17 protein-coding genes and 1 pseudogene are annotated in these 18,468 nt (G+C 70.7%); 8 read left to right on the forward strand and 10 right to left on the reverse strand.

All coding sequences use genetic code 11. The features are described 5' to 3' along the window. Position 1 precedes the first annotated feature (1 nt). The 3 genes from ACIBQ6_RS13495 to ACIBQ6_RS13505 are packed head-to-tail and all read left to right on the forward strand — an operon-like array spanning position 2 to position 3,137. Entirely contained in the window at positions 2-1,243 is a 1,242-nt protein-coding gene (locus ACIBQ6_RS13495) for a carboxylesterase/lipase family protein (protein ID WP_397211999.1), read from the forward strand. Positions 1,244-1,248: 5 nt separating this feature from the next. Next, positions 1,249-2,229 carry an Lrp/AsnC family transcriptional regulator gene (locus ACIBQ6_RS13500; protein ID WP_397212001.1) on the forward strand — a complete coding sequence of 327 codons (981 nt, stop codon included), beginning with the start codon at positions 1,249-1,251 and terminating at the stop codon, positions 2,227-2,229. Positions 2,230-2,285: 56 nt separating this feature from the next. After that, a complete protein-coding gene (locus ACIBQ6_RS13505) occupies positions 2,286-3,137 on the forward strand; it encodes a tyrosine-type recombinase/integrase (RefSeq protein ID WP_397212003.1) in 852 nt (283 codons plus the stop codon). 347 nt (positions 3,138-3,484) lie between these two features. Here the strand turns inward: ACIBQ6_RS13505 and ACIBQ6_RS13510 are convergent, their stop codons facing one another. After that, positions 3,485-4,105, reverse strand: a complete 621-nt coding sequence (locus tag ACIBQ6_RS13510) for a TetR/AcrR family transcriptional regulator (protein ID WP_397212005.1) — start codon at positions 4,103-4,105, stop codon at positions 3,485-3,487. Between the two features lie 432 nt (positions 4,106-4,537). On the opposite strand from ACIBQ6_RS13510, the gene ACIBQ6_RS13515 reads away from it, so the two are divergent. Continuing rightward, entirely contained in the window at positions 4,538-6,070 is a 1,533-nt protein-coding gene (locus ACIBQ6_RS13515; RefSeq protein ID WP_397212007.1) for an MFS transporter, read from the forward strand. 73 nt (positions 6,071-6,143) lie between these two features. Here ACIBQ6_RS13515 and ACIBQ6_RS13520 read toward each other — a convergent pair whose 3' ends face one another. From ACIBQ6_RS13520 to ACIBQ6_RS13540, 5 genes are all read right to left on the reverse strand, one after another. After that, positions 6,144-7,022 carry a bile acid:sodium symporter gene (locus ACIBQ6_RS13520; protein ID WP_397212009.1) on the reverse strand — a complete coding sequence of 293 codons (879 nt, stop codon included), beginning with the start codon at positions 7,020-7,022 and terminating at the stop codon, positions 6,144-6,146. Positions 7,023-7,045: 23 nt separating this feature from the next. After that, entirely contained in the window at positions 7,046-8,383 is a 1,338-nt protein-coding gene (locus tag ACIBQ6_RS13525) for a Dyp-type peroxidase (protein ID WP_397212011.1), read from the reverse strand. A 22-nt stretch (positions 8,384-8,405) separates the two neighbouring features. Then, positions 8,406-9,413 (reverse strand): hypothetical protein, encoded by a 1,008-nt coding sequence (locus ACIBQ6_RS13530; protein ID WP_397212013.1) that lies wholly within the window; start codon positions 9,411-9,413, stop codon positions 8,406-8,408. 40 nt (positions 9,414-9,453) lie between these two features. Further along, a complete protein-coding gene (locus ACIBQ6_RS13535; RefSeq protein WP_397212015.1) occupies positions 9,454-9,987 on the reverse strand; it encodes a hypothetical protein in 534 nt (177 codons plus the stop codon). A gap of 818 nt (positions 9,988-10,805) precedes the next feature. Continuing rightward, positions 10,806-11,582, reverse strand: a complete 777-nt coding sequence (locus ACIBQ6_RS13540) for an SDR family NAD(P)-dependent oxidoreductase (RefSeq protein WP_397212017.1) — start codon at positions 11,580-11,582, stop codon at positions 10,806-10,808. Positions 11,583-11,730: 148 nt separating this feature from the next. Between ACIBQ6_RS13540 and ACIBQ6_RS13545 the strand changes: the two are divergent. The 3 genes and pseudogenes from ACIBQ6_RS13545 to ACIBQ6_RS13555 form a co-directional block, all read left to right on the forward strand. Continuing rightward, positions 11,731-11,973 (forward strand): annotated as a pseudogene (locus tag ACIBQ6_RS13545) (helix-turn-helix domain-containing protein); the annotation flags it as partial. Positions 11,974-12,037: 64 nt separating this feature from the next. Continuing rightward, positions 12,038-12,706, forward strand: coding sequence for a hypothetical protein (locus ACIBQ6_RS13550; RefSeq protein WP_397212019.1), 669 nt, complete (start codon positions 12,038-12,040; stop codon positions 12,704-12,706). Next, on the forward strand, positions 12,693-13,208 hold the full coding sequence (locus tag ACIBQ6_RS13555; RefSeq protein WP_397212021.1) for a DUF4158 domain-containing protein: 516 nt from the start codon (positions 12,693-12,695) through the stop codon (positions 13,206-13,208). Before ACIBQ6_RS13550 ends, ACIBQ6_RS13555 begins: the two co-directional genes overlap by 14 nt. A gap of 192 nt (positions 13,209-13,400) precedes the next feature. Here the strand turns inward: ACIBQ6_RS13555 and ACIBQ6_RS13560 are convergent, their stop codons facing one another. After that, the gene (locus tag ACIBQ6_RS13560) at positions 13,401-14,312 is read right to left on the reverse strand and encodes an SDR family oxidoreductase (protein ID WP_397212023.1); all 912 of its coding nucleotides are present in this window, start codon (positions 14,310-14,312) and stop codon (positions 13,401-13,403) included. A gap of 121 nt (positions 14,313-14,433) precedes the next feature. On the opposite strand from ACIBQ6_RS13560, the gene ACIBQ6_RS13565 reads away from it, so the two are divergent. Further along, on the forward strand, positions 14,434-15,045 hold the full coding sequence (locus ACIBQ6_RS13565; RefSeq protein WP_397212025.1) for a TetR family transcriptional regulator: 612 nt from the start codon (positions 14,434-14,436) through the stop codon (positions 15,043-15,045). Positions 15,046-15,597: 552 nt separating this feature from the next. Here the strand turns inward: ACIBQ6_RS13565 and ACIBQ6_RS13570 are convergent. From ACIBQ6_RS13570 to ACIBQ6_RS13580, 3 genes are all read right to left on the reverse strand, one after another. Then, positions 15,598-16,263 (reverse strand): hypothetical protein, encoded by a 666-nt coding sequence (locus tag ACIBQ6_RS13570; RefSeq protein ID WP_397212027.1) that lies wholly within the window; start codon positions 16,261-16,263, stop codon positions 15,598-15,600. Between the two features lie 86 nt (positions 16,264-16,349). Continuing rightward, positions 16,350-17,441, reverse strand: a complete 1,092-nt coding sequence (locus ACIBQ6_RS13575; protein WP_397212029.1) for a TIGR04500 family putative peptide maturation system protein — start codon at positions 17,439-17,441, stop codon at positions 16,350-16,352. Between the two features lie 30 nt (positions 17,442-17,471). Further along, a complete protein-coding gene (locus tag ACIBQ6_RS13580; RefSeq protein ID WP_397212031.1) occupies positions 17,472-18,455 on the reverse strand; it encodes an MvdC/MvdD family ATP grasp protein in 984 nt (327 codons plus the stop codon). Between the last annotated feature and the right edge of the window lie 13 nt (positions 18,456-18,468).

Here is an 18,468-nt window from a genome sequence, read left to right on the forward strand (position 1 = left end):
GGTGAGTGACCTGATCCACGCACCCGCCGGGACGCTGCGCGGCGTCCCCGCGGGCGGCGCGGTCACCGCTTTCCTCGGCATTCCCTATGCTCGCGCCGAGCGGTTCGCCGCGCCGCGGCCGACGCGGTGGAACGGCGTGCTGGATGCCGTCCAACCGGGCCTGGCGGCCCCGCAGCCGCGCACGTCCCGGCTCGAAGGCGCCCTCGGCCCCGGCAGCGATCTTCGCCAGGGTGAGGACTGCCTGTCACTCAATGCGTGGGCACCGGGCGGCAGAGGGTTGCCGGTCCTGGTGTGGCTGCACGGTGGCGGCTTCCTGACCGGTTCCGGCGCCCAAGCCTGGTACGACGGCGCGCTGCTGGCCGAACGCGGCCGGATGGTGGTCGTCACCGTCACCTACCGGCTGGGAGTCCTGGGCTACCTGTACCTGACGCCGCAGTTCGCCCCGGCCAACCTCGGGCTGCTCGACCAGATCGCCGCCCTGCGCTGGGTGAGGGAGAACATTTCGGCGTTCGGCGGTGACCCGGCTCGCATCACGCTGGCCGGCCAGTCCGCCGGAGCGCTGTCCGCGCTGGCCCTGCCCGGTCATTCCGCGGGCCGTGACCTGTTCCGGCAAGTCATCCTGCAAAGCACACCGGCCGGCGTACGGCCGTACAGCATCGGCGAGGCCGCCAAGATCGGGCAGATTTTCCTGGACGTCCTCAATCTGCGCCCGGGTGACGCCGAACGGCTGCGCACCCTACCGCTCGCCGACCTGCTCGCCGGCCAGGAGCAGATCGCCCGCCGCATCGCGCAGCCCACGGGGGTGACGCCGCCCTTCCAACTGATCGCCGCCGACGGCGTGCCGGCCGACCTGCTCGCCGGTCCCCAGGAGGGGGTGCCCATGCTGATCGGCACCACCCAGGACGAGGCTCGGGCCTTCTTCCCTCAAGCTGAGGCCGAGCTCACCGCGCGGCTGTTCCGCGACGGCAGCCTGCGCCTGGCCGGGCGAGCCCGCTCGGCCCACCTCTACCAGTTCGACTGGTCACCGCCAGGCAGCCCGTTCGGTGCCTGCCACTGCATCGAACTGCCGTTCGTCTTCGGCAATCTGCCCGCCTGGCATGCCTCCCCGATGCTGGCCGGCGCCGAACCTGCGCAGCTTGAGCAGCTCGTGGCGCACGTGCAAGACGCCTGGACGGCTTTCGTCCACGACGGCTCGCCCGGCTGGCCCGCCTTCCCTCACGTCGAGCACATCACGCTGACCTGACCACGGTGATCGCCCCTGTCCTGGACAAGCTCGATCGCGCCATCGTCCACGCCCTGCACGTGGACGGCCGCGCCCCCTTCAGCCGTATCGCGTCGGTGCTGAAGGTGTCCGACCAGACAGTGGCACGCCGCTACCACCGGCTCCGCTCCGCAGGGCTGCTGAAGGTGATCGGTCAGGTCCAGGCGCGACGGCTGGGCTGGGCGGAGTGGTTCGTCCGAATCCAGGTCGTACCTGACGCGGCCGTCCCCATCGCCGAGGCGCTGGCCCGCCGAGCGGACACCTCATGGGTCAGCCTCACCTCCGGCGGCACCCAGATCGTCTGCGTGGTGCGGGTACGCAGCTTCCGTGAGCGCGATGCGCTGCTGCTGGGCCAGTTGCCCCGCACACCGCGGGTGGTCGGGGTGACGGCGCACTGCCTGCTGCGGGTCTTCGCTGGCGGCCCCACCGGCTGGCACGGCAGAGCCGACTCGCTCACGTGCGAGCAGATCGCCACGCTCGCCCCGCAGCACGCACCAGGGGCTCAGCAGGAGCGGGTCGTCTTGGACGAAGGCGATGAGCATCTGCTGGGGGTCCTGGCTCGGGACGGTCGCGCCGGATATCCGGAGCTCGCCCGTGCCACCGGATGGTCTCCGGCAACAGCCCAGCGCAGGCTGGGCCACCTGCGCGACTGCGGCGTGCTGTTCTTCGACGTGGACATCGACCCTCTGCTCCTGGGCTTCGAGATGGTCGCGATCCTCTGGCTGACCGTCGAGCCCTCCGCCCTGCGCCGCACGGCCCAGGCGGTGGCCGCGCATCCTGAGGTCGCTTTTGCCGCCGCCACCACCGGCCCGACCAACCTGCTGATGTTCGTCGCCTGCCGCGACGCCGATGCGCTCTACGGCTACCTCGAGGGCGGCATCGGCAGCCTGCCGGGAGTTCGGCACATCGAAAGCGCCCCGGTCATCCGAGACAGCAAACGAGCCGGCACAGCCAGAGCAGGAACGTAGCCAGCAGCACGGGCACACCGAACGTCGCTATCCAGTCCAGATCGCTCATGTACGTGATGCTTGTCTATTATCACGTACATAAGCGATCACAGCTCGACCGCACCATCGCCCTGCTCGGCCGCGACCGGCCGCTCGCCGACGTCACCGACGCCGAAGTCGGCCAGGCGCTCGTCGAGCTGTGGGGCGGACGCGCGCCGGCGACCTGGAACCGCAACCGCGCCGCCGTCACCTCCTGGCTGACCTGGTGTCAGGCCAAGAAGCACTGGGCCGCCCCGTCAGTGCCGGCCGACGCCGAACGCCGCAAGGAAACCGCGGATGAGACCCGCGCCGTCGCCAAGACCACCATCCACCGGCTGCTGTCCCGCCGGGACATCCCGCTTCGGGAGCGAACGCTGTGGCGCATGCTCTACGAAACAGCTGCCAGAGCGGCGGAGATCCTGGCGCTGAACGTCGAGGACCTCGACCTGGAGCATCGGCGGGCGCCGGTCCGGTCCAAGGGCGGCGCGATCGAGTGGGTGTACTGGGAGCGCGGCACCGCCCACCTGCTGCCCCGCCTGCTCCGGCTCCCGGACGGCAGCACTCGCACCCACGGCCCGCTGTTCCTGTCCGAACGTCGCCCCGTCCCGGCCCGCCGCCCTGAAGCCGCCGACATCTGCCCGCACACCGGCCGCGCCCGCCTCGGCTACGACCGCGCCCGCGTCCTGCTAGAGAAGTACGCCGGCCTCGACCTGCACCAACTGCGCCACTCCGCGGCCACCCACCTCGGCGACGCCGAGATCCCGCTGCAGCTCATCATGGGCAAGACCCGGCACAAGAACCCCCGCACCGCCATGCGCTACGTCAAACCCGGCGCTGAAGCCATCGCCAAGGTCACCGAGGCCCTGGCACCGCGTCGCCGTACTCACTGATCAGCAACTTCTCCGAGGTGGGAGGGGGCACTGCCCCTTTCTCTCGTACTTGGTCTGGCCCCCGTCAACAGATGTGACAGTAACCCCGGTTCGCCGTACCGCTCCTACTCGCACGCCAAGTACGCGAGCTCCGGTCTCTCAGGAGACGGAAGCGCGTACGGCAAGATGGTCGGCTTTGGGGAACACCGGTACAGCCGTTGGCGCTGAGATCGACCATGGTCCGGCTGTGGTGCCGGGAAGAGCGTGACGCGGTTCTCGTGACTCTGGCCATGTGGAACACCAGTACGGCGGTTAAACGCTGAGCCGGTGACCGGCGCCGGCCCGCTCGGCGTCATGGCAGAAGCCGGTCAGGAATCGCCGTGCCCGCCTCTGCGCGCCAGGGCGGCGGCAATGCCGTCCAGGACGGTTTCCAGGCCCGCGGTGAACTGGGCCTCCAGATCCCAGGGCTGGGTACCTGCGGCCATGGCCCGGGCGAGGCGGGGGAAGTCGGAGAAGTCGTCCGGAGGGCCAAGGGATGTGGCGGGCCCGGTGGGGGCTTTACCCGCGACCAGAGTGAGTGCCACACCCTGTACGTAGGAGGCGAAGGTGAACATGTGGCGGAAAGCTTCCGCCGGTTCCAGGCCGAGTCCGTCGAAGGAGGCGAGCGCGCTCTCGCTTTCGGCGGCCACTGCCCGACCGAGCCGCCCATGGGTGGAGATCATGACCTGCGGCAGGATCCAGGGGTGGCGGAGGTAGAGCTCCCAGTCGCGCCGGGCTGCCCGCCTCAGCCCTTCCCGCCAGCCGTCCGCCGGGGTCTGCGGCGGAGGCGCCTCGTTCTGTGCGGCCTCCACCATGCGTGCGAGCAGTTCGTCCTTGGACGGGACGTGCCGGTAGAGGGACATGGTCGCTGCCCCCAGAGCCTCTGCCACCCGGCGCATTGACAGCGCGTCCAGCCCCTCGGTGTCCGCGATCTCGATCCCGGCGCTCACGATCCGGTCCACGGAGAGGGGGGACTCGGTATGAGGGGGCGGGCCAGCGTCCGGCCCGTCCGGTTCATCGTGTCCCGCGCGGCGGGCCCGGTACGCGCGGGCCTGGCAGGCACGTGAGCAGTACTGGCGCGGACGTCCCCGCCCCGCGTGTTCGAACGACGTGCCGCAGCAAGCGCACCGCGCACCGCCCTCGGTGCCGCTGCCGCCGCCTCCTTCCGCCGCCATCCCGACCTCCCTTTTCGTCACACCGTCGGACCGTGACGAAATTCTAGCGCAACGGGATTCATAGTTCCTGTCTCGGCACTTTAAAGCCGTTTTTGATTTTCCACACTCATGCGTATGCTGTACTCACTGGTTGGGAGTGAGCCCTTCGCGTGCGGTGAATCACGGCCGACGCACAGATCCATGAGCAGAGAGAACGAGGCAGAACTGATGAACGGGACAGTGAGGGACCGCGTGCCCGCGCGGGCCGGACGCAGACAGTGGGCGGGCCTGGCCGTCCTCGTCCTGCCCTGCGTGCTCGTGTCGATGGACATGTCCATCATGTTCACCACGCTTCCGACCCTGACCGCCGACCTCCGGCCGAGCAGCTCCGAACTGCTCTGGATCATGGACGGCTACGGCTTCATGCTGGCCGGCCTGCTGATCACCATGGGCACCCTCGGTGACCGCTTCGGCCGCCGCCGCGTCCTGCTCGGCGGAGCAGTGGCATTCGGTCTCGCCTCCGCCCTCGCCGCGTTCTCCACCACCCCGCAGACGCTCATCGTCGCCCGGATGCTGCTCGGCGTCGCGGGTGCCACGCTGGCCCCGTCCACCCTCTCCCTGATCCGCGCCATGTTCAACGATGAGGAGCAGCGCACCACCGCCGTCGGCGTGTGGACGGCCGGCTTCGCCGGCGGCGCGGTACTCGGCCCGATCATCGGCGGCCTTCTCCTGGAGCACTTCTGGTGGGGCTCGGTATTCCTGGTGAACACCCCCGTGATGGCACTGCTGCTCGCCCTCGGCCCGCTTCTGCTGCCCGAGTTCCGCGTCCCCGCTCCCGGCCGCTTCGACCTCGCCGGCGCCATCCTCTCCCTCCTTGCGGTCCTGGGCGTGATCTACGGCATCAAGTCGGGTGCGGAACACGGCTTCGGCGCTCCGGCACTGCTGTCCCTGGCCGCCGGGCTCGCCTTCGGTTACGTCTTCATGCGCCACCAGCGCCGGAGTCCCCACCCGATGCTCGACCTGGGGCTCTTCCGCGAGCGCCGCTTCAGCGTGGCTCTCGGCATCGACGCACTCGCCACCTTCGGCATGGTCGGCTTCTCCCTGTTCAGCTGGCAGTTCCTGCAACTGGTCCTCGGCATGGAGCCGTTCACGGCAGCCCTGTGGACACTGCCCACCTTCCTCGTCATGCCGGTCGGCATCGCACTTGCCACCATGGCCGCTCCACGCCTCGGAAAAGACCGGGTGATCACCGCCGGACTGACCATCGCCGTCGCAGGGTTCATCCAGCTCGCCTTCACCGGCGCACACAGCGGCTCCCTGCACATCGTCACAGGCATGGGGATCGTCTCGATCGGCATCGCCGCCGTCTCCGCCCTCGTCACCGAGGTGATCGTCTCCGCCGCTCCGCCCGAACGGGCCGGAGCCGCCTCGGCGATGGCCGAAACCTCCGCCGAGTTCGGCGGGGCCCTCGGCATCGCGATCCTCGGCAGCATCGGCGCCGCCCTCTACCGGGCCGACATCACGGCGACCGCCCCCGGCTCACTCGACCCGCAACAACTGGAGGCGGCAGCTGCCACCCTGGGCGGAGCCGTCGCCCTCGCTGCGGATCTCCCGCTCTCGATCGCGGCGGCCGTGCGCGACAGCGCCTTCGCCGCCTTCGCACACGAGACCCGTATCGCGGCCGTCGTCTGCGCGGCACTGGCAGCGGCGGGCGCACTCCTGGTGGCCACAGTGCTGCGGCGGCCCCGCACCCACCCCTGACCGGGTTCCTCCGATACGCGTCACGGACCGTCGGCTCAATGAACACGTACGGCCTCCTCACGGTTCTGCCTGGCTACACGTCTTCACGCAGGTGCGCGGCGCGGCGCCGGCTCAGGACCGCCGCGATGGGTACGGCTGCGGCCAGGCCGCTCAGCAGTACGGCGGCCAGCGCTCCGAGGATGGCCGGCTCGTTGCCGAAGGCGAGACCCGCGGCGGCGAGTGCCGGTCCCGCGTTGCGCACCGCCGCGACCGAGCCCATGGTGGTGCGGTGTGCCCGTGCGCCGGTGGCGAGGGCCGCGCCCAGCGCGAAGGCGACGGCGGAGAAGACGAAGCCGGCCAGCAGGCTCAGTGAGCCGATCAGCGCGACGACATCGCGCCAGTTGCCGGCGAGCATGCCCACCAGCACGATGAGGAAGGTCACGTTCGACGTCCCGGCGGCCACCGGATGCCAGGACAGCGCTGTGGACGGCGCGTAGTGGCGGACGATCAGCCCGACGGCGAACGGCACGAGCTGGAGCACCGCCACGGTCAGCATCAACGTCGGGACGTCGAGCGCGACTCCGCCGCCCGCAGCCGCCGCCTTGAGCAGGACGTTCGCGGTCGGCCCGAAGGTGATGCTGCCGATGGCGGCCAGCAGCACCTGCATGGCCGCGCCCGCGACCACGTCGCCGTTTTGCACCATGCCGAGTTTCGCGCCGAACGGCCCGCCGGGTGAGGACGCGATCAGGAGCAGCGCGACGGAGGCCGCCGCCGGCAGGCCGAACAGCGCGGCTACGCCCCAGCCGAGGAGCGGGACGACCACCAGGTTGGTCAGGAGCACGAGCACGAGCAGCACGACGTTCGTCAGGACGGCGCGCAGGGCCGGCAGCGTCGTCCCGAGTCCGGCGGCGAACATGGTGGCCGCGATGAAGACGATCGTGATGGCGTTGAACAGCAGGTGCAGCGCGTTCATGTCGGCTCCTGGCGTCGGTCCGGTCAGTCTGAGAGGTCGCCGAGCCAGCGCAGCGCGGTCAATCCGGGCATGAAGCAGTATTCGCCACCGCGCGTGACGACGAAACGCGGCAGCGAGCACAGGCGCCGCCGTACGGGACGCTGGGGGATGGTGAAATCCCCGGAGCCGTCGGCGGAGCCGACGACGGGGTCCTTCGCGTCCCCCGCGCCGAAGAAGACGCCGTCGTTCATCCATTCGGACTGGACGAACTCGAACTGCCGCCCCAGATGGGCCCCGACGAAGGCGAACATCAACCCCCGGTCAGCACCGTCGTCCTCCAGCACGCCCTCGGGCAGCGGCGGGCCGTACACGGTGCCTCGCCTGATCATCCGGTGCAGCCTGGGCACCCCGGCCACCTCCGCGTCCCGGGGGTTGCCGCGGCGGATGTGGCTGCCGCGGGGAGTGATGAGTCCCGCCGGGTCGTCCTGCTGGTAGAGGAAGCTGTTGCGGTACGGGTCGGCGTCGAGGCGGGGATCGTCGTGCGCCGGGCTGAGGGCCAGGGGCGCGCCGCTGCGCCAGCGGCCCATGATCTTCGCTGCCAGCAGTTCCTCGTCCTCGGGGCCGGTGGCGTTGTCCCTGAGGTAGCGCCGGAAGGCGCCGACGCGCTGGTGGAGCTTGCGGAAGGCCACGTAGCTGCCGTTGCGTCCCAGCACCTCGGGCTGAGTGGTCTGGATGCCGCCGAGCTCGTCGGGGTGGCCGAGCACGAACTCGCCGGCCTTGAGCGGCGTCTCCAGCGTGTTGGACCCGGCCGTGCCGCTGCCCTCGATGGCGGGGTGGCTGATGCCGTCGCGGTAGCCGAAGGGTTCGGTCTCGGTGGGCAGCGCGTGGCAGTTCTGCCGCCAGATCGCCGTCACACCGGGAAGCGCGTCGTAGGCGGTTCGGGCGCGATCGACGGCGGCCTCCAGCTGCGCGCTGTCGGGTGCGAGCGCCACCAGGACCACGTGGACGTCAGACGTGCCGAGCGGGGACTCCCAGTTCTCGGGACTGCTCTCGCCGACATCGCCCAGCGCGCCGGCCCGTGCCGCCATGCCCTGCCGGAACTCCCAGGCGAAGGTGTCCAGCCACTCCTGCCGAAGGCCGAGCGCCCTGAGACCGTGGTAGGTGAGCGCGACGCTGACCCAGGTCTCGCCCAGCGGACTGACCGCGTCGGCGGCCGAGGTCACCACGGCGCTCACGCGCCGCATCAGCTCCCGCCCGTGGTCGCGGTCGTCGATGCGGAACAGGATGTAGGTCGCCGCGTACGGCGTCGGCCTGGGGCTGAGAACCCCGCGCTGGATGTCGTCGAGGTCGAGCTCGACCTGGGCGTGGGTGCGCTCGCTCACCGGAATCCGCCTTCCCGTTGCACTACTTCGCCGACAGGAGGTTGTTCCAGAAGGTGCGCAGGCTCTCGTCGACCCCGAACAGCGAGCTGAAGATCGTGGTGTCGGCGAAGATGACGTCCCCCGCCCGATCGCCGGCGGGCGGCATCCACAGGAACATGTTGAACTCGGTGTTGCCCGCCTCGGTGAACGGGTGCGGCGGCCTGGACATGTCGATCGGCTGCCTGCCCAGCACATGGATGACGTCCGGGTCGTCGGTGGTCACGGCGTAGTGGGGCAGGTGCATGTGGAAGTTGAAGCTGGACACCCCTCTCAGCCACCCCTTGGTGTCCAGGTCCCCGGCGATCGACAGCGGGGCGCTCTTGCCCGCGCCCGTCACGGCGGGACGCAGGCCGTAACGGTTCTCGACCGGTATCCCGAGCCCTTCTATCAGCGATCGGGTGTACCTGCCGAAGCGTTGCCGGCGGGGCACCAGCTCGTCGCCGTGATGGTGATACTCCATGTCGCGGACCGCCATGTCGCCCGACGCGCCGACGTCATGATGCGGCCCCAGGGCCAGGCAGGTCCCTTCACGGGTGAGCCAGTCACGCAGCGCCTCGACCTCCGCGGGCGTGGCGTCCTGCCCGGTGATCATGTGGTCCAGCCCCCACACGAACAGGGTGTCGGTGTCGGCCAGCACCCGCTCGTCCAGCGGGGTGTGGAAGCCCGCCTGATCGACGCGCTGGTACACGGGGACCTGGAATCCGGTCCTGTCCTCGACGAACTGCTGGAAGGGCAGCCAGCCCCAGAAGAACAGCTCCAGCCCGCCCGCGATGCCCTGCTGGAAGCGCAGCGGATCCGACCACTGCGGATCCTCATACGCGGGCCACTGCACGCGCCGCACTTCGGTCATCGTGGAGAACCGGTCGTCCAGCCGGGTCACGTCCGCGCCGGCCTCGGCGGGATAGCTCCATGCGACGTAGATGCTCAACCGGCGCCGGCCAGGGGTGTACGGTCGCGGCACATGGTTCTGGTTGTAGGTTCGCGCGGTCATGGACTGGCTCATGTCGAACTCCGCAAGGCGCTGGTCGATGTCACTGCAACTGGTCGAGCATCTCCGACAGGGCGCTCTTGACCCGCAGGGCCTTCTTGATCTCGTCGGCGCTGACGTAGGGGTACTCGCCGTACTCGATGAAGCTCGGGCACTGGTGCTCGCGCACGTACCTGACGAACGCCTCGGGGTTGCTCTTCCAGTCCTCGGGGAACCCCACGAGGTTCTCGAAGACCGTGCTCACCCCCACCTTGCTGAACAGCGCGACGGCGTCCTCGGTGTACTTGTCGAAGTCGGTGTCGAAGATCCCCTGGTACATGAAGCGGGTGTCGTCATCGAAGAGCACCCAGCGCAGATAATGCAGTTTCAACGGCGCGAGCAGGTGCGGGTCATCCTCCAGCGCCCTGGCCAGCACGTGGCCGTGGTCACGGATCGTCTCCGCCCGGCCAGGCTTGATGTCAGCGATGATGGTGAACCCGTAACACGCCGGGGTCCGCGGATAGATAGGGCCGTACCTGCCCTGCTCCAGGTGGTCGGTCTCCTTGGGGATGGCGACCGCCTTCGGCTTGATCTCCATAGCCGTCCCTCTCCACCGTTCTGCTCGAGGGGGAAGGATGAAGCAGCCTGACCTGCCCTATTGTCCCATACGGGGATGCCGAGTGGAAGTTTATGGCCGAATGCCGCATTTCCGGCGCGGTGGTGGCGGAGCTTCAGCCGGGGTCTCGTCCGGCGGTCCGTCCGCCTGCACAGCCGTTGACGGCGACAGGGGCGGAACCAACAACGCGGACGGGGCCGGCGATGAGGAGTGACAATGCCCCAGCCCCATCCGGATACGGCCAACAGCCTGCCCCGGCGGTGCGAAGTACCGGCATCACGGGGTGCCGGCGCCCCGGGCGCCTGAGCCGGATCGCGCTGGCCACATCAGGCCACCTCCGCCCCCTTGCCGCGCCCCTGACTCGGGCGCATCATCGCTGGCGGGCGAGCCGACAGCCCAGACGGTGACATCAGCCGAAGCCCACCCCAATCACGCCTGCCACCCAAGGCGGGCATGCCCTCATCGTGCGGCGGGCGCTTTCACGCACCATCTGGTTGCCCGGTCCTCCCGCGTACGCCTGCGCCGGACGGACGTGACCTTCGCCTTTGTCCGCGGCGGCATCCTGCATGCTCTCGGCAACCAAGCCGGGACGGGATGGCGCGTGAAGGAGGAGCCATGCACTTGTCCCCAGCCGCGCGATCCCCGCGTCCGCGCGATCGCCTCACCCGCCTGCTGATCGCGGCCGCCAGCCTGGCTCTCGCGCTTGCGGGCCTGCCCGCCAGCGCCCGGCAACCGGTCGGACCACGCGGTTGCGGTCGACGTAGGAACCGGTCGGCGCCCGTAGCGTGCCGAGGACGACGTCAGCGAGGTGGCGGCCGGCGGCGTCGGGGCTCGTGGCGAAGGGGGGTGAGGATCATCAGGGGCATGATGCGCCGCATCGCGAACCGGGAGAGAGGATCGGCGTTGCGGGCCAGGCCGGTGCCGGGCACGAACCCCGGGTTGTGGGCCACGACGTCGATCCCGGACGGCAGGCGGCGCGGGTACTCGTGCACCAGGTAGATCGCGGCCAGCTTGCTCGTCGAGTACGCGGTGCGCCCGCCGGCCGCGGTGTGCGGCTTGGCGAACGCGCCCGTACGGGCCAGAACGTCCGGGGACCTCCAGACCGGCCCCGGCACCATGCCCAGGTTGTGCCTGAGGTCGCCGAAGTGGGTGTCACTCGACGTGATCACGATCCGGGCGGGGGCAGCGAAACGGTCCTGGAGCAGGCGTATGAACAGATGGTTGGCGAGCACGTTGACCGTGAAGGTCGACTCCAGCCCCTCCGGACCCTCGGTCAGCGCGTTGACGTGCTGAATGCCGGCGTTCCCCACGAAGCCGCGCAGTGGTGGCAGGTCACCGCGGTCGAGCCGGTCGCGGATCTCGATGGCGGCCGCGCGGACGCTGTCCAGCGAGCCGAGGTCCGCCTGGACGTGCGAGACCGGGTGCCCGCCCGAGGAGAGCTCCGCGGCGAGCCGCGCGCCGGAGGACGGGCGGGCGACGACGAGGAGATGTGCCTTCGGTGACCGGCGCAGGATGTGCCGGGCGGCGACGCGGCCGATGCCGCGACTCGCGCCCGTCATCACAATGGTGTGCTGCATGCCAGGTTCCTTCGCTGTCGCACCGGTGGCGCCCGCCTCGGGCACAGGTCCACGTTCGTCCCAAGTGTCGCCGTCAGCCAGTGCACCGGCCGTCACTAGGACCGGCAGTACCCAGGCTCGTTCGTCGCCGTGCGGCGAGAATGGGCCCATGGCTGCCTCCCGCTCGCATTTCGGCGCGCTCTTGCGCGCCTGGCGTGACCGCCTCTCCCCGGCTGACGCCGGCTTCACGGCGACGGGCGGCCGTCGCGCGCCGGGGCTGCGCCGCGAGGAACTGGCCCAGCTGGCGGGGCTGTCGGTCGACTACGTTCTGCGCCTGGAACAGGCCCGCGCCAAGAACCCGTCGGCCCAGGTGGTCGGCGCTCTCGCGCGCCCTTCAGCTCGCCCGCGCCGAGCGCGACCAGCTCTACCGCAGCGCCGGACTGCTGCCGCCGCAGGACGGAACCGTCGACACCCACGTGCCGCCGGGCATCCAACGGCTCGTCTCGCGCCTTGGCGATGTCCCGATCGGCGTGTTCGCCGCGGACTGGACCCTGGTGTGGTGGAACACCATGTGGAGCGCCCTGCACGGCGACCCCGCCGCCCTCCCGGCCGCCGAGCGCAACCTTGCCCGTGCGCTCTTCGGCAACGGCGCCGCGAGCGCCTTGATGCTTCCCGTCCGGTCGGAACGCGGGCCGGACGCCTTCGCGGCCTCGATCGTCGCCGACCTCAAGGACGCCGTCTCCCGCTATCCCGGCGACGCCCGGCTCGATCGTCTCGTACGAGAACTCCGCGAGACCTCCGGCGCCTTCGCTCATCACTGGGCTGCGCAGACGACCGGCGCCCCTCATACGACCGACGCGAAGACCATCCGACACCCTCAGGTCGGCGACATCCTGCTCGACTGCGACGTCCTCATCGTTCCCGGCGCCGACCTGCGCATGGTCACCTACACGGCAGCGGCCGGAAGCGCCGAGGACGGAAAGCTCGATCTTCTCCGCGTCACGGGAGGCCGCCTGGCCACCACACATGGGGTGGCCGTGGCATCCGCCGAACATCCAAATCTGCAGCCGGATTCGGGCTGCGTTGGTTCGGGGGCTGACCTGGGGCGGGTGAGGCGCGTTGACAACCCGAGTGTTCACCGATGAGGAGCTCGCGCGGCTGCGGTCGTTCCCGGAGATCAGCCGTGAGGAGTCGATCCGGTTCTTCACGTTGACGGCGGCGGATGCGGAGTTCATTGATCCAGGCCGGGCACGGGGACCTGCCGATCGCCTGGGGCTCGCTGGTCAGCTGTGCGTCCTGCCTTGGCCGGGCTTCGTCCCCGCCGATGTGGCTTCCGCGCCTCCCGCCGCGGGAAGACGGCTGCGCCAGGCTCTGCCGGCCCACCCCGACGGAGCCCGGATCATCGCGGCCTCCCAGACGTCCCTCAAGATGGCCGCGCTGTCCGAGCTGGTGAGCAGCACGCCGGCCGGGCGGGACATCCCCCGGTGGCGGGCCCGCCTGATCGTGTTGACGGTGCTGCGCTTCACCGTCGGCTACGTGCTGGAGGAACAGGCGGGTACCTACTGGAGGAACAGGCGGGCCGCCCCGGCGCGGACGCCCCGGACGGCTTCGACATGGCCGCCTACGCCGCGGCGTACCCCACGGTGATGGCCGGCGTGACCGAGTACTTCCAGGACGGCCGCACCGTCGAGGACCTGTTCCGCGACTGCCTGGACCGGATCGTCCACGGGCCCCGCCGCGAGGCCCGGCTCGACGCCCTGGCCTGCCGGCCCGTTCCGTGGCGCGACCATGACACCGCGCGGGCGCCGTTCCAGCGGGTGCAGTGCCGCAGCGATTTCCTCAGTGTTGCGGGGACCTCAGGTAGTCGCCGTGCTCCAGGTCTTCGAGCAGGGTCGGGTGTACGGGTGACCAGCCGAGCAGCTCCTGCGTGCGGAAACTGGAGACAGGCCCGTCGAACCCGTACGCGACGGCCATGAACGGGCTGACGAAGTGCGTGGCGGCCTCGGCGGGTGTCAGCGAGACCGCAGGCACCCCCAGGCCCCGGGCGATCATCTCGGCGATGCTCCGCAAGGTGACGCCGCTTTCGGCCACCCCGTGCAGCACGCTGCCCGCGGGCGCCTGCTCCACCGCCAGGCGGAACAGGACCGCCGCGTCGAGCCGGTGCACTGCGGGCCACCGGTTGGTGCCGTCTCCCACGTAGGCGGATACGCCGGTCTTCCGCGCGGTGGCGATGAGCATGGGGATGAAACCATGATCTTCGGGACCGTGAACGGTGGGAGCCAGGCGCACCACGGCGGCGCGTACTTCGCGGGTGGCGAAGTCCAGGCAGGCGCGCTCCCCAGCGAGGCGGAAGGCGGCGATCCCGGTGGCGTCGGGCTCGTCCTGCTCGGTGCTCTCCCGGCCGGCGGGCATGACCAGGGTGCCCGAGGTGACGACGAGGGGCTTGCCCGAGTGTTCCAGCGGCCGGCCGAGCGTCTCGATCGCCGTCCGGTCGCGCCTCATCATGTCGTCGAGATCGGAGAAGTCGCCGCCGTAGGCCATGTGCAGGACTCCGTCGGCGGCCTCGGCGCCGCGGCGCAGGCTGTCGAGGTCGTCCAGGGAGCCGCGGTGGGGGGTGGCCCCGAGCGAGGCCAGCCGGGCGGCCGCGGCGTCCGAGCGCGCCAGAGCGGTGACGGTGTGACCGGCCGCGATGAGTTCGGTGACGACGGCGGGGCCGGTCTGGCCGGAACCGCCGGTGACGAAGACATGCATGAGACCCTCTTACTTAACGCCAGTTACTGGCACTACGTAGCGCCAGCCGCTGACTGTAGGTAACGCCAGTGCCTGGCGTCAAGTAGCGTCAGTCGCTGGCGTATGCGGTATCCTGCGGAGCGTGCCACGGAGCGGAGCAGAAGCGCGCCGCCGCCTGCAGCAGGCGGCTCTGGAGCTGTACCGGGAACGCGGGTTCGACCGGACCACCACGGCCGAGATCGCCGCCCGGGCCGGCCTCAACGAACGCACGTTCTTCCGGCACTTCCCTGACAAACGCGAGGTGCTCTTCGACGGCGAAGCAGACCTGCGCGCGTCCCTGGTGCAGGCGGTGGCGGAGGCACCCGACGGTCTCCAGCCGCTCGACCTGCTGCTCTACGCCTTCCGCAAGGTCGAGCACCTCCTTGAGGACAACCGCCCCTTCGCCGAACCACGCCTGCAGGTCATCGCGGCGACGCCGGCACTGCGCGAGCGGGACCTGGCCAAGGCCGCGTCGATCGCCGAAGCCGTGGCCGAAGCGCTGCGGCAGCGCGGTGTCGCCGACCGGTCGGCCCGCCTGGCCGCGCAGATCGGGTGGGCCACCTTCCACCAAGCGGCCCAGGCCTGGATCGACGACCCCTCGCAGAGCCTGGACGCGCACCTCCTGCAAGCCTTCAGCGACCTGCGCGCCCTCTGCCGGACCCCCCTGGCCTGCCAGCCACCGGCACCCTCCACCAAGGCACCGGCCAAAACCTGAAGCGCCGGCGGCGATCGGCACCATGGCGGCCACGTCGGAGGGGCTCCACGAGATCGTCCGGCGGCGGCACGCCTTAGGTTTGAGGATGCCTCATCGCGCAGAGCAGTCGTGGCCGAACACGCCTGCCAGTACCGAGAGCTCAACAAGAAGGACCAAGCGGAGGCGTCCAATGGAGAGGTGGGGACCAGACCTTCCTGGGCCACTCGGGCAGCGTTAGCGCTGGCCGGGCTCATCGCCTCCGCCGCGGCATGCGCGGCCCTTGCCTCCACCCGAACCATGCCGCCCAACGTTCCGGCAACCCCGCCCGGAACCCCTGCAACCCCCTCCCCCGCCCCCTGCCGGACCTCTCCGCGGCTTCGCCACGGCGCAAACGACTGTCGAACCGCCGCGTCACCGCTGAGGTGGCCACGAGGTCGCCGAGGTATGAAGTTCTTCTTGGTCGTTGAACCCTGTACCGGAGACCTCTCTGCGTGTCTGGCTACGACACGCCATTGATCAACACTTTGAGACAGGCTTAGACCGATACGGGCCAACTGAAGATCGCTGCCCGCCTCACCGGAGATCGTTTCGCGCCGCCTCGGCTCTTGAGGCTCGCCACCGTACGCGCAGGAAGCAGGCGAACACGAGGCCGACAGTCACAGCGGCCGCCGTCCACACGACCCACTGCCCGATGTTCCTGAGCACATCGTTCCTGCCCGGTGGCAGCACGGCCATCTGGACGGCCGCGCCCACCGGCACGGTCAGCCGGGCGAGCACACCGATCACTCCCGGATGCCCGGCGCAGGCTCCGATGGCACCGAGTACCGGACCGAACAAGGCGCTCGCCACCCACCAGTAGACCGTGTCATGGACGTAGGAGCCGGATGAGACGTCGTGGACGATCGTGTCGGCGAGGTAGTAGGCAGCGGTGGCGGCGAGCAAGGCCACCACGCCGACGACGGCGCCCCGCGCCAGCCGGCGGCCCGTGAGGACACCTCCTGGGCCACGGGTGGCCCACCATCCCGCCAGCACCCCCAGTCCGGCCCACGCCCAGCCGGCGTCCAGCAGGATGCTGACGATCTCCATGATCGACCACCCTCGGGTGGCGGCCTCGGCGCTCTCCAGATCCACGGTCGTAGTGGCCGCGGCGTTGGCCAGCGAGGTGGCGGCGCCGAATACCGCGCCGACGGCCAGGGCGCTCAGCAGGGAGATGAAGCTGGGCCGCGGGATGGTGGTCATGGGCGGCTTTCTACCAGATTGGGCGGCCGGCCCGGAGGGCCGCGCTCCAGCGCCCGCCGTCGTGAGATCGCACCCTCGCCGGGGGCTCAGGAGGCGCGTAGCTCGGCGTCGGCCGCGTCCGTGCGGGCCCGGCTGCCCCAGAACCACTCCAGGTGGGCGGTCCGCCGCTGCTCCGTCAGCCACTCCTCGAACAGGTGCCGCTCGATGAGCCCGCGGCGGATCTCGTCCAGGACCGCCGGCTCCACCGCCAGCACGTGCGCGACGCAGAGCCCGCCGTCCGGGAGCCGCCCGGGCCCGAGCACGTCACCGGCGGCGGCCTCCTCGGCCTCGGGGCCGAAGAGCCCGATCAGCGAGCTCCTGTCGTTCGCCTCCATGCGGCACGTGGCCGCCCCCGCCAGCACCTCCTCCGTGGCCAGCGCGACCGGGTCGGCCTTCCCGTCCCGCAGCGTCGCGGCGGCGGTCGCGGCGCGGGCTGCGTCGGCGTACCGCAGCCTGACCACCCGCAACCAGTCGAAGTCCGCGCGACGGGCGGCGAAGCACTCCTCCACGCGCCCGTCGAGCACCTCGCGACGCAGCTCCGCCACCGCTGCCTCGCCGGTCACGATCTCCTCCAGACGGGCGTGCGTCAGGCCGCGCTCGCCCATCCAGCGCCGCGTCGCCTCCGCGGTCAGCAGGCCGCGGGCCCGGCGGAAGGCGTCCATGGCCTGTTGGAGCCGGTCCGGGTCCGGGGCCGCGTTCCGGGTGGCCAGAGCCTGTTCGACGAGGGCGGAGTTGACCAGCCTGCGGGCCAGGTCGGTGTCCTCCCACAGCACGTCGAGCACCGAGACGGCCTTCTCCCAGGTCACGTCGGCGCCGTTGACGCGCAGCAGGAGATGGCCGCCGGAACGCTGACCTCCACGGAGGGGCCAGGGGATGGCGCGGTCCGGCGCCACGGCCAGCGACACGGTCGCCCCTGGCATGGGGAACAGCAGGTCGTAGTGGTAGTCGCCGGTCGCGGCCTCGCTCTGCCAGAGCAGCCGCATCGGTGTCTCCGGATGGCGGGTGCGCAGGGCCGTCAGCCGTTCGCGGGCGCTCTCCGGCGGCACGCCGTCGAGGCCGCGCAGCCATTCCAGCGCGTCGGCGAGCAGTCCGGGCGGCAGTCCGGCCCGCTTCTGTGACCCGTCGGGCAGCAGGTTCACGTCAAATCCTTTCGTTCGGCCGTGCGCGGATCACGGCTGGGCAAGCAGGTCACACAGCGCCTGGCTGATCGGCAGGCCGGTCAGGTCCTCGATCCACAACCACTGTCCGTTGGGGTTGATCTCCAGGAACACGTACCGGCCGTCCGGCGTGAGGATCAGGTCGATGGCGCCGTAGACGAGGCCGAGGCGTTCGGTCAGCGCCACGCACCGGTCGGCGATCTCGTCCGGCAGCGGGTGGACGGCGTGCGGGGTGGCGCCGAGGTCGTAGCTTCGCCAGTCCACGCTGGCCCGGTTGCTGACCTGGGAGTGGATCTCGGCCGTGAACGTCCGCCGCCCGACCACCGTGACCCGCAGCTCCATCCGCTTGCGGACGTACGGCTGCGCGATGACGGGGCAGAACCGCAGCCCCTCCGCGTACGCCAGGTCGCGGCCCGAGACGAACTCGCACTTGCGAAGCACCGAGTGCCCCCCGGCGAGATCCTCCACCCACGGCTGGCCGATGGCCTTGGTGATGATGTGCCCGTCATGCCGGTTGTGGAAGTCCCAAAGGGCGTCCGCCCGGCTCGTGATCAGCGTCTCCGGGATCTCGAACCCCAGCTCGGCGGCCAGCGTGAGCTGGGACGGCTTGTGCCTGGCGCGCGTGAGCGCCGACTCCCGGCCGGGCACCGGACGGCACGGCAGGGACTCCCAGAGGCCGGAGAGCACGGCGGTGGCCTCCTGGGCGGTGTAGGCGGCCACCGCGGGGTCGGTGACGGCCGGATGCGCCGCCGGCGGCCGCGGCCGCCGCCACCACATGGTGGTCACCGAGTCCAGGTCGAGCGTGTCCGACCCGGTGTGCAGCAGCCGCCGCGTGCGCCCCCGGCCGTCGTAGGCCAGCTCGACGTGCGCCCGCGCGGGATAGTCCCCGTTGTCGAAGACGGTGGTGCGCACGCCGCGCCGGACCAGCAGCTCCCTGACGCGGTCGGCGTGGACGTCGCCGTCACAGGTGAGGACGAGGACATGCGGGCAGGACACGGAAACTCCTTGG

The organism is Nonomuraea sp. NPDC049655, assembly GCF_044465465.1.
GTDB lineage: Bacteria > Actinomycetota > Actinomycetes > Streptosporangiales > Streptosporangiaceae > Nonomuraea.

What these genes read in the sequence shown, in the direction of transcription:
- ACIBQ6_RS13530 (WP_397212013.1), bottom strand. Translation starts at nt 9,413, where the DNA reads ATGACCGCGCGAACCTACAACCAGAACCATGTGCCGCGACCGTACACC.
- ACIBQ6_RS13505 (WP_397212003.1), top strand. Translation starts at nt 2,286, where the DNA reads ATGCTTGTCTATTATCACGTACATAAGCGATCACAGCTCGACCGCACC.
- ACIBQ6_RS13570 (WP_397212027.1), bottom strand. Translation starts at nt 16,263, where the DNA reads ATGACCACCATCCCGCGGCCCAGCTTCATCTCCCTGCTGAGCGCCCTG.
- ACIBQ6_RS13540 (WP_397212017.1), bottom strand. Translation starts at nt 11,582, where the DNA reads ATGCAGCACACCATTGTGATGACGGGCGCGAGTCGCGGCATCGGCCGC.
- ACIBQ6_RS13520 (WP_397212009.1), bottom strand. Translation starts at nt 7,022, where the DNA reads ATGAACGCGCTGCACCTGCTGTTCAACGCCATCACGATCGTCTTCATC.
- ACIBQ6_RS13535 (WP_397212015.1), bottom strand. Translation starts at nt 9,987, where the DNA reads ATGGAGATCAAGCCGAAGGCGGTCGCCATCCCCAAGGAGACCGACCAC.
- ACIBQ6_RS13515 (WP_397212007.1), top strand. Translation starts at nt 4,538, where the DNA reads ATGAACGGGACAGTGAGGGACCGCGTGCCCGCGCGGGCCGGACGCAGA.
- ACIBQ6_RS13560 (WP_397212023.1), bottom strand. Translation starts at nt 14,312, where the DNA reads ATGCATGTCTTCGTCACCGGCGGTTCCGGCCAGACCGGCCCCGCCGTC.